Origin of the sequence: Shewanella vaxholmensis (genome assembly GCF_031932135.1) — a bacterium.
Taxonomy (GTDB): domain Bacteria; phylum Pseudomonadota; class Gammaproteobacteria; order Enterobacterales; family Shewanellaceae; genus Shewanella; species Shewanella hafniensis.
Genome location: NZ_JAUOEV010000023.1, coordinates 77,152 through 84,910 on the forward strand (window position 1 = coordinate 77,152; position 7,759 = coordinate 84,910).

Consider the following 7,759-nt stretch of genomic DNA (forward strand, 5'->3'; position numbering starts at 1 on the left):
TGAACAAATTTAAATGCTATTTTAATCAATTACTTATTTTGGGTTTTGGAGAGAGAAAGTGTGAATAACGCACCTTCTAGATGCAAAACTGGACCTCTACTTCAATAAGTAGCAAGTCTATGCTGTTCCTTGCACCCTGCTATGTTATCGCCGAGAGTGACACTGGCAATGGCGCAGATGCTCCAGCCATCACGGTAGTGTTTAATACCCTGTGGCAATTTATGTAGTACTATTTGAAATTATTTTTTATTTTCAAGAAAATCACTTTTTGGAAGTATCCTGCAGCTGAATAGAGACGGTCCAATAATCAGTCGAACCAAAGTAACGCCCACAAACAGCGAACTATCAGATAAAATCGGCAATACACTGCACATTACAGTATCCGACCTGCAACCCACGCTTCCAATACATCAGCCAGTTTAATGAGTTGTTCTTGATGCTTGGATTTGTTTTTCGCTAAGTTCTGGATATTCAATAGCTTCCATCTCACCGCAGGTAGTGCCGCGACGCTCGGTTCATCAAACAATGACCAATCAGGCTGACCCTGTTTAAAGGATAATAAAAAATCTCTGTCCTTTGCGGTAAAGTGATGCAGCAACGCTGTGAGCATTTCTGAGCGAGTTAAAATAAGCTCATCGAGTTTAATCGGCTTTGTCGTCATTCCATTGAATTCAGTTTGAAAGCTTTCATCAAGTGGTTTCCAGCGTGGAGACATCACTTCATTAATAGGCCTTGGATGGCTAAGTGTATAAGTGAGAAAGCCGACTAAAATCTCTCGAGTGATCCCCTCTTCCGCCAGCAGCATTTTCACATCGAAAAGATCCCTTGGGTGCTGCCTATCCATCGCTGCACATAACTTACCTCCGTATAGATCAGGCAGGCTTACGACGGGGATCTCTGCATACCCAAATTCTTCTTCAACTAACTCAACGACTGGCATTAATACCGCTTTGTGTAGCGTACCTCTCGCAACAGGAGAGACTTCAATTTTTATTGTGACTCTATCACTTGTCACGACAACCCTGAGCTCATCATATTTATTGTCTTGAAATACTGCACTAAGGTTCGGTTATAGATTGATCTGCGCAGTCAAACGACCAAGCGCTTCCTTCACACTTTGTAGCGCTTGTTCCCTTGGCTCCAAAGGAAGATAAGCCAAATCGATATCGACCGATAAGCGTGGGAAGTTGCGTACAAATAGGTTGATAGCCGTACCGCCCTTTAGAGCAAATACCTTCTCTTGGGCGACGAGCGGCAGCATCCGAATAAGCAAGGTCACTTGCTGGTAGTATATCGATGACTTATTCATATTGATTTTCTTCTGTCTTAATAAACGATGCCGGCACTGTTATTTGATACCGCCCATCGTAACGGCCATGAGCCACCACCTGACGCTTTCCCGCACCGAGCGTGATTTGCTGCTCATCTAGCCTTTTGCTCCACTGGTGTTGATAGTAGTGGCCTAAAAAGAGAAATACGCGATTAGCTTGTACGGCTTCACTTCGATTCAGTATTGACTGAATTTTACGTGGGCTGAGATTCACTAACCCTTGAAACAGCTCCGCGGCATGCTCAAAACTGATATGTTTGCCAATGGCATTGACGACCTCATAGGCTGCAAGCTCCGCACAACTTGCCTTAACTTCCCTATTTTTCACCCCTATAGTAATAAAGTCTTTTTCCAACGTTTGGGTCAGCTTGCTACTGGTATAAAAAAGCCAGTTTTGCTCTTCCAATTCGCGGAACCACTTTGGCAACGCCAGCTTACTTTGACAGCCAACCCAAACTTGCTCGCTGCTTAGTTGAAGATAATGACTAAGCCCTTGATGTGTTAGGCTACTGACTCCCGCAAGGTGAACAGGAAGCTTTAGCTGCTCATTCACAGCCTTGAGCGCTTCAACCCAATGAGGCTGTAACTTGCCTGTTGACTCAGGACGAACGTAAACCCCCGCACTAATCTTGTACAGCCAACCACTCTGCACATATTTTCTCACCAAAGATGAGCTGATCTCATTTTGTGTCAACCACGACTGAAGCACTACCGCACCAGGACTCGTATGATTAATCAGCCAGTTTATTTTTGATGACATAGTTGTACCATAAGTACCAAAATATTTAATAAATTAAACTGAGTATAGGAACGTGGTTTAAAAATTGCAATTAAATAGCACCTAAAGTACGATTTTACCTAAAAATGTAAACTGACTAAATGAGAAAAGCATCGGTTCTGGCAGACTTAAACATCCAGCTGAATCGCAGTTAGGCCCCCTGTGTCAGAATAGTTCTCACCCCTTAAAAATCACTATTTTATAAAGACAGGGATCGGTAACAAAGAATGACATGGCTCAGTATTCACAAGAACGTAAAGACACAATATTTAAAAAATTATTACCACCCCACAATTTAACTGTCGCAAAGGTTGCACGAGAAGAAAGTATGGCAGTGCAAACCTTGTATCATTGCCGAGATAAAGCCAAAAAGGAAAGTCGCCCCGTGCCAGGTAAAACATTAACAACCGATGATTGGTCAGCTGAAACTAAGCTTGCTGTTATCATTGAAACAGCGCCAATGTCGGAAGCTGAAATTAGTCAGTATTGTCGAGAAAAAGGCTTGTTTTGCGAACAAGTTCAGCAGTGAAAACTTGACTGTTTGGCGGGTTTTCAAACCAGTGAAGTGCAGGCAAAAACCATTAAGCTGCAGGCTAAAGCGGACAAGGCTGAAATCAAATTCTTGAAAAGAGAATTAAATTATAAGGAGAAAGCCTTAAACTGAAGCAGCCGCTTTACTGATGCTAAATAAAAGCTCAATGTACTATGAGGAATCACATTAAATATCTAATCTGTTCAGAGCCTCACAGGCATTTCAATCTAAGGCGCATTGACGAAGAAATTTTAAGTCAATGCAATAACGGAGTTGGATGCCTGTGTGGCTCTCGAAGGGCGGGCTTCAACGCTCTGAATGAACGGATATTTAATTCGATTAGAATGATAGGGCTAGTTTTAAATAGATTTATGTATTGCCAAAATGGCATGGGTTAACATGAGTGAGTGCAATAGTATGAAATGGATTTATCCGGGTTGGTGTTTTAATCGCTGGTTACATACAGCGTTATTGTTTCTATTTCCTCTGCTCATTGCAGCCTTAATTTACCCTTGGTTAACTTCATCCTTAATGAAACAGAAAGTGACTGAAGATCTCAATGCGATCAGCCGGTCGTTTTCCGGAAACATCGAAAACTTCAAAAACTTAGATGGTTTTAGAAATTTGTCATTTACTTGCTCAGAAGCGGATATTGTTCAGCTAAATAGCTCATTATTAAGCCCTACTATGGTGAGGTTTATTCAGCTAGAATTAGCCAATGGAACTAAATGTTCAAATATTGGCCCTGCTGTGAATTATAAAATTGATCAGCATTATGTACAGTTAATCGGCGATAAATCGATAAGTATTGCCACGACAATGGCGACCGATGATCGCTCTCGAAATTTGATGTTTATGTTTCCGTTAGGCGAGCATAAATTAGTCGTATTAACCAACAGCTCCGTATATAACGACCTGTTATCAAAGCTATGTTCCGATTGCTACCAGTTACAAATTACCTATAGTGACCTAAAACCGTTGACGCGAGGCGTCGAAGCCTTAAGTCAACAACAGATTTTTATTGAACAATCTCGACACGACACATGGCTTAATGCAGATTTTGTCCTCCAGGCAGGGGATAAGCTGTATAAGGATATTGGGCTAAAAACAGGTATGTCATTGTTAATCATTGCCCTATTGTTGGCCATAGTTGCAGTGATCTTATATTGGAACTGGATATCAGCAAGGGTTTCGACAGATACTCTGATCCAGAAGGGATTAAAACGTAAAGAGTTTATTCCTTACTATCAAGTCGTTGTCGATTGCCGAACTGGGCAAGTCGTTGGTCAAGAGATGTTAGTACGTTGGCGTAGGTTTGATGGGACATTAGTACAACCTAATCAGTTTATTCCCTATGCCGAAGATTCGGGCTTAATCTTATCAATAACCGAAAGCTTGCTAGAGCAGGTTTATCGGGATTTAACTAGACTTAAGGGATGGGTTAGCGTGAATGTTGTGGCGGAGCATTTAGAGGCTGGCTTACTCAGTGAGTGGCTAAAATCCCATCAAGATAAACGTGTGAAGCGAATTTCATTCGAGTTAACAGAGCGCAAGCCTATTACTTTTTTTGAATTGGCACTCACTGAAATCAATGCTGTCGCCCCCCAATGTCATGATTTTAAATTGGACGATTTTGGTACTGGATTTGGTGGTTTTAGTTATTTACAACAGCTTGGTATTAACAGTATCAAAATCGATAAAATGTTTATTGATACCATTGGCACTCAAGATTTAAAGGCTCCTGTACTTGATTCTATTATTGCCTTCGGACAGGAAGCAAATATGGAGATGATCGCTGAAGGTGTCGAGACGCAAGAGCAAGCAGACTATCTCGCCGCCAAAGGGGTATACATACATCAAGGCTATTTGTACGCTAGGCCCTTACCCTTGGATCAGTTATTAAATTATTACCATAATCATTCATAATGCATAAAGACAAGGGCTCTTAGGAGCCCTTGTTAATGTGAAATGCCATAGGATTAGTGGGTAATTTTATTCTTGATCTGCATACTGTTCTGGTCAACCCAAACTGGACACTTTTAGTTGAGAACCCATAAGGCAGGCTGCTTTTCGCTGTCGTCAACTCATCTCTATAAACAGGTCGCATCCCGATATGAGCACGGGTGAGTTAAGCTTTTTATCACCACTAGCAACTGTGGTCTTATCTACCCAATAATATGCTAGTGACCTTGCAAACTAACTCGATGCAGCACGAGTAGCTCGTCAAGACTTAAGCTCATCTGCATGTGTCTCAAAAACACTCATCCCAGCATGCGCAGAGACTGGAATAAAAAGAAGAATACGCCCATCAGAACACTGTATACAATCACAGTAACCATATGCTGTACTAACCGGTTAGAGATTTTGAATGATTTAGTTATCAGTTAAGTGATTTTGGGATAAAGCTGGGACGAATCGATGAGCCTAGGCGGCGATGCTCTGATGTAATCAGACTAAAAGTAGGTTTCTCCCCCCCTCACTGTTCTCCACTTTATAGTGACTCGCTTACCCATAGAGGCAAAATATCGGCCCATTCAACAAAGATCAAAGGATCACAAAATCGATCTGTTGAAGTTGGTATATCCGAGCATACCTAAATTTTGTCCCTCTGAGAAAGTAACGAAAATAATTTTTTATAATCAACACCATATATAGCGTTCAAAATTATGAACACCCCTTAAAAGCCCGCTAATAAAACAACAACCAAGCCCTCTAAAATCCTCATATGTAGTGAAGCACTGCGCGTCGCTGCCCCCGCAATCAACCGCGCCAGAAGGACCCGTGATGATAATAGTTCGCATCTACATCGAGTTGATAGTGATTCTCATCATCATAAGGTGTCGCGTTCGGCTTCAATCAAACCGTGAGCATCGGCGAGGCACAAAATCCGCCCATCTGAAAATCTAAATTCATCATAATTGCACATGATCATCGCTCCCTTTCTATCCATGCAAGATGACTAATATAGGTAAAGTGGGACTCGGCTAAAGTAAGCCTAGGCCTAGACAGCTGCTATTCACCTAAAACCGTCTAAAACCTTGGCTTTTACCCTCTTCACCCTATCGCCAACAATTAACACTAAAGAAACAAATGCACGCTATTGCATCCTCCACTAGGGTTGATGCAATGACTCGTCTGTAGCCTTACTGCTGCATGGGCTAGAGTGCTCCCAACTTTTTGAGGCTATCTAGGGATTATCTAGGCCGCATCGAAAAACGGTTGAACCATATTGGTGCAACACACTGAACAACACCCATTGAATAGAAACATATCAATAACAATTCAGGTTAAGGCAGCATGAGCCTAAAAACGCGTTCAATCCCCCAGAAACAGTGTGCAGATCATCCCAGTTCACCTGCTTTCGATGACTAAAAAAGGGGAGCGGATAACGCCTTCGCAGGATGAGGCCGCGACCGAAACAGTGAGCCGAATAGAAGGATCCATTTGGGCGCCATCAATTCACCCCAAACAGCCAAAAACCTCACATTTTGCCCTACCCTTTACGCCCTTCAAGCGTTAACACAAAAGCAACAAAAGCGAGTCGTTGCATCCTCCTGTAGGATTGATGCAACGACTCGCCTGTAACCTTACTGTTGCATGGGTTTGAGTGCTCCCAACTTTTTGAGGCTATCTAGGGATTATCTAGGCCGCATCGAAGTACTGTTGAACTCGAATGGCGTAAAACCCCTATCGCAAAAATAACATATCGGCAACAACTAAGGCTAAGAAAACGTGCGGTATTCTCACTCGTCTATATCAGCCCTATTTATGCCGGCTTCACCCGCGGGCATTAGCAAATGCCTGAACGACTAATACATCTGCAGGTAAAGCCGCTGACAAAAACGTAAACATGCACATTGATGCTAGGTATCAGCCCTATCTATACCCTTATCCCAACAAGCAATTAGCCAGCATGAGATTAGCGGACACACCTACAGGCAAACACTACAGGATCATAGGACCAAAGCGGAACTACACACTTGGGTATCGGACTTCATCGACCACTGGCATTAGCGTATTACTGAACATTGGGATTGGTTAAAGCTAACGGTTGGAGATGAAGCATAACGTGTCGGAGTGACACGTCTGCAGGTGAAGATAGTGGTCTAAGAACAGATCAAACTGAACGCACGATTAAACTGGATTAGTGACTTAACCTGTCAATATTCAAATCACGATGCAATTAGATCCGACAGATGGCTTTAATCCACTTCTACCACAAAGCGTGTCACAGCTCGAAGGTCTGCCCTGTATTGTCTGATAATTTGAGATACATAAAGTAATGTGGGACTCAAAAGTAAGACCTGACCATGAGAGATTGCAAACATCGTTACAGTTAATCAGACTTGCCTAGAGTGATTCACTAGCTCATTTTTGGACAGATAGGTGTTGGAAAAATCTTCTGAATGGCCTATCACTTTGATTTTAGCAGCTTATCGTTTGCTGATATCCACTCGCACAGGATTGCCATGTCATTCACTCATCGACACTGTGAATAGAAACCTAGGGGTTCTGAGCTTATGAACGAGAGCCATTGCTCACCTTTCGTGCATTCGCGTAATCTGTAGATTTAAAGACATACGCAACACACTTTGGGACAAAAACGCGTTAGCCCAAAGCTAACGCAAAAAGACGGTGTTCAGGACATGAATCAGACTAGGCAAGTCTGATTCACTGATATAGTCTCACATAGAGTGATTCGCGAGCTTAATTTGGTATGTGAAATGGACCTTCGAAAACACCATCAGCACAGAAATTAGTTGCGACAGTTACGGCAAGAGATCTCAAATCTACTGAACAATGCAGCAATCCATGCTTTCACCCCAACCGACAGCGGCACTATCACCATCAGTGCTGAAACCGAAAGCGAGGATGTGATTATTTATGTCACCGATAACGGGAAGGGCGTGAGTAAAGCCTTTTGGGCCCGCATCTAGCAGCCTTTTTTCACCACAAAATTTGGCACTGGAGGCTCTGGGCTTGGGCTTGCTATCTGCCATAATATTGCTGTAGGTATACTGAATGGTTCGCTGCAGGCTACCTCGATATAAGGTCAAGGCACACGCTTCACCTTACGCATTCCATTGAGCGTTAAATCCCTATAACTCTTAAAAAGGTA

3 protein-coding genes and 2 pseudogenes are annotated in these 7,759 nt (G+C 42.6%); 3 read left to right on the plus strand and 2 right to left on the minus strand.

What is annotated here, in order from left to right; all coding sequences use genetic code 11:
* Positions 1-373: 373 nt before the first annotated feature.
* Positions 374-1,309 (minus strand): annotated as a pseudogene (locus Q4Q46_RS17725) (nucleotidyl transferase AbiEii/AbiGii toxin family protein).
* Entirely contained in the window at positions 1,302-2,090 is a 789-nt protein-coding gene (locus Q4Q46_RS17730; protein ID WP_311906636.1) for a type IV toxin-antitoxin system AbiEi family antitoxin domain-containing protein, read from the minus strand. Before Q4Q46_RS17730 ends, Q4Q46_RS17725 begins: the two are co-directional and overlap by 8 nt.
* A gap of 250 nt (positions 2,091-2,340) precedes the next feature.
* Between Q4Q46_RS17730 and Q4Q46_RS17735 the strand changes: the two are divergent.
* The 3 genes and pseudogenes from Q4Q46_RS17735 to Q4Q46_RS17745 form a co-directional block, all read left to right on the plus strand.
* Positions 2,341-2,806: pseudogene (locus tag Q4Q46_RS17735) on the plus strand (IS3 family transposase); the annotation flags it as partial.
* A gap of 251 nt (positions 2,807-3,057) precedes the next feature.
* Complete coding sequence (locus Q4Q46_RS17740) at positions 3,058-4,566, plus strand: EAL domain-containing protein (RefSeq protein ID WP_503676837.1); 1,509 nt, start codon at positions 3,058-3,060, stop codon at positions 4,564-4,566.
* Positions 4,567-7,400: 2,834 nt separating this feature from the next.
* Positions 7,401-7,577: an ATP-binding protein gene (locus Q4Q46_RS17745; protein WP_311906639.1), complete on the plus strand. Its 177-nt coding sequence runs from the start codon at positions 7,401-7,403 to the stop codon at positions 7,575-7,577.
* Positions 7,578-7,759: the final 182 nt, after the last annotated feature.

What these genes read in the sequence shown, in the direction of transcription:
- Q4Q46_RS17730 (WP_311906636.1), bottom strand. Translation starts at nt 2,090, where the DNA reads ATGTCATCAAAAATAAACTGGCTGATTAATCATACGAGTCCTGGTGCG.
- Q4Q46_RS17740 (WP_503676837.1), top strand. Translation starts at nt 3,058, where the DNA reads ATGAAATGGATTTATCCGGGTTGGTGTTTTAATCGCTGGTTACATACA.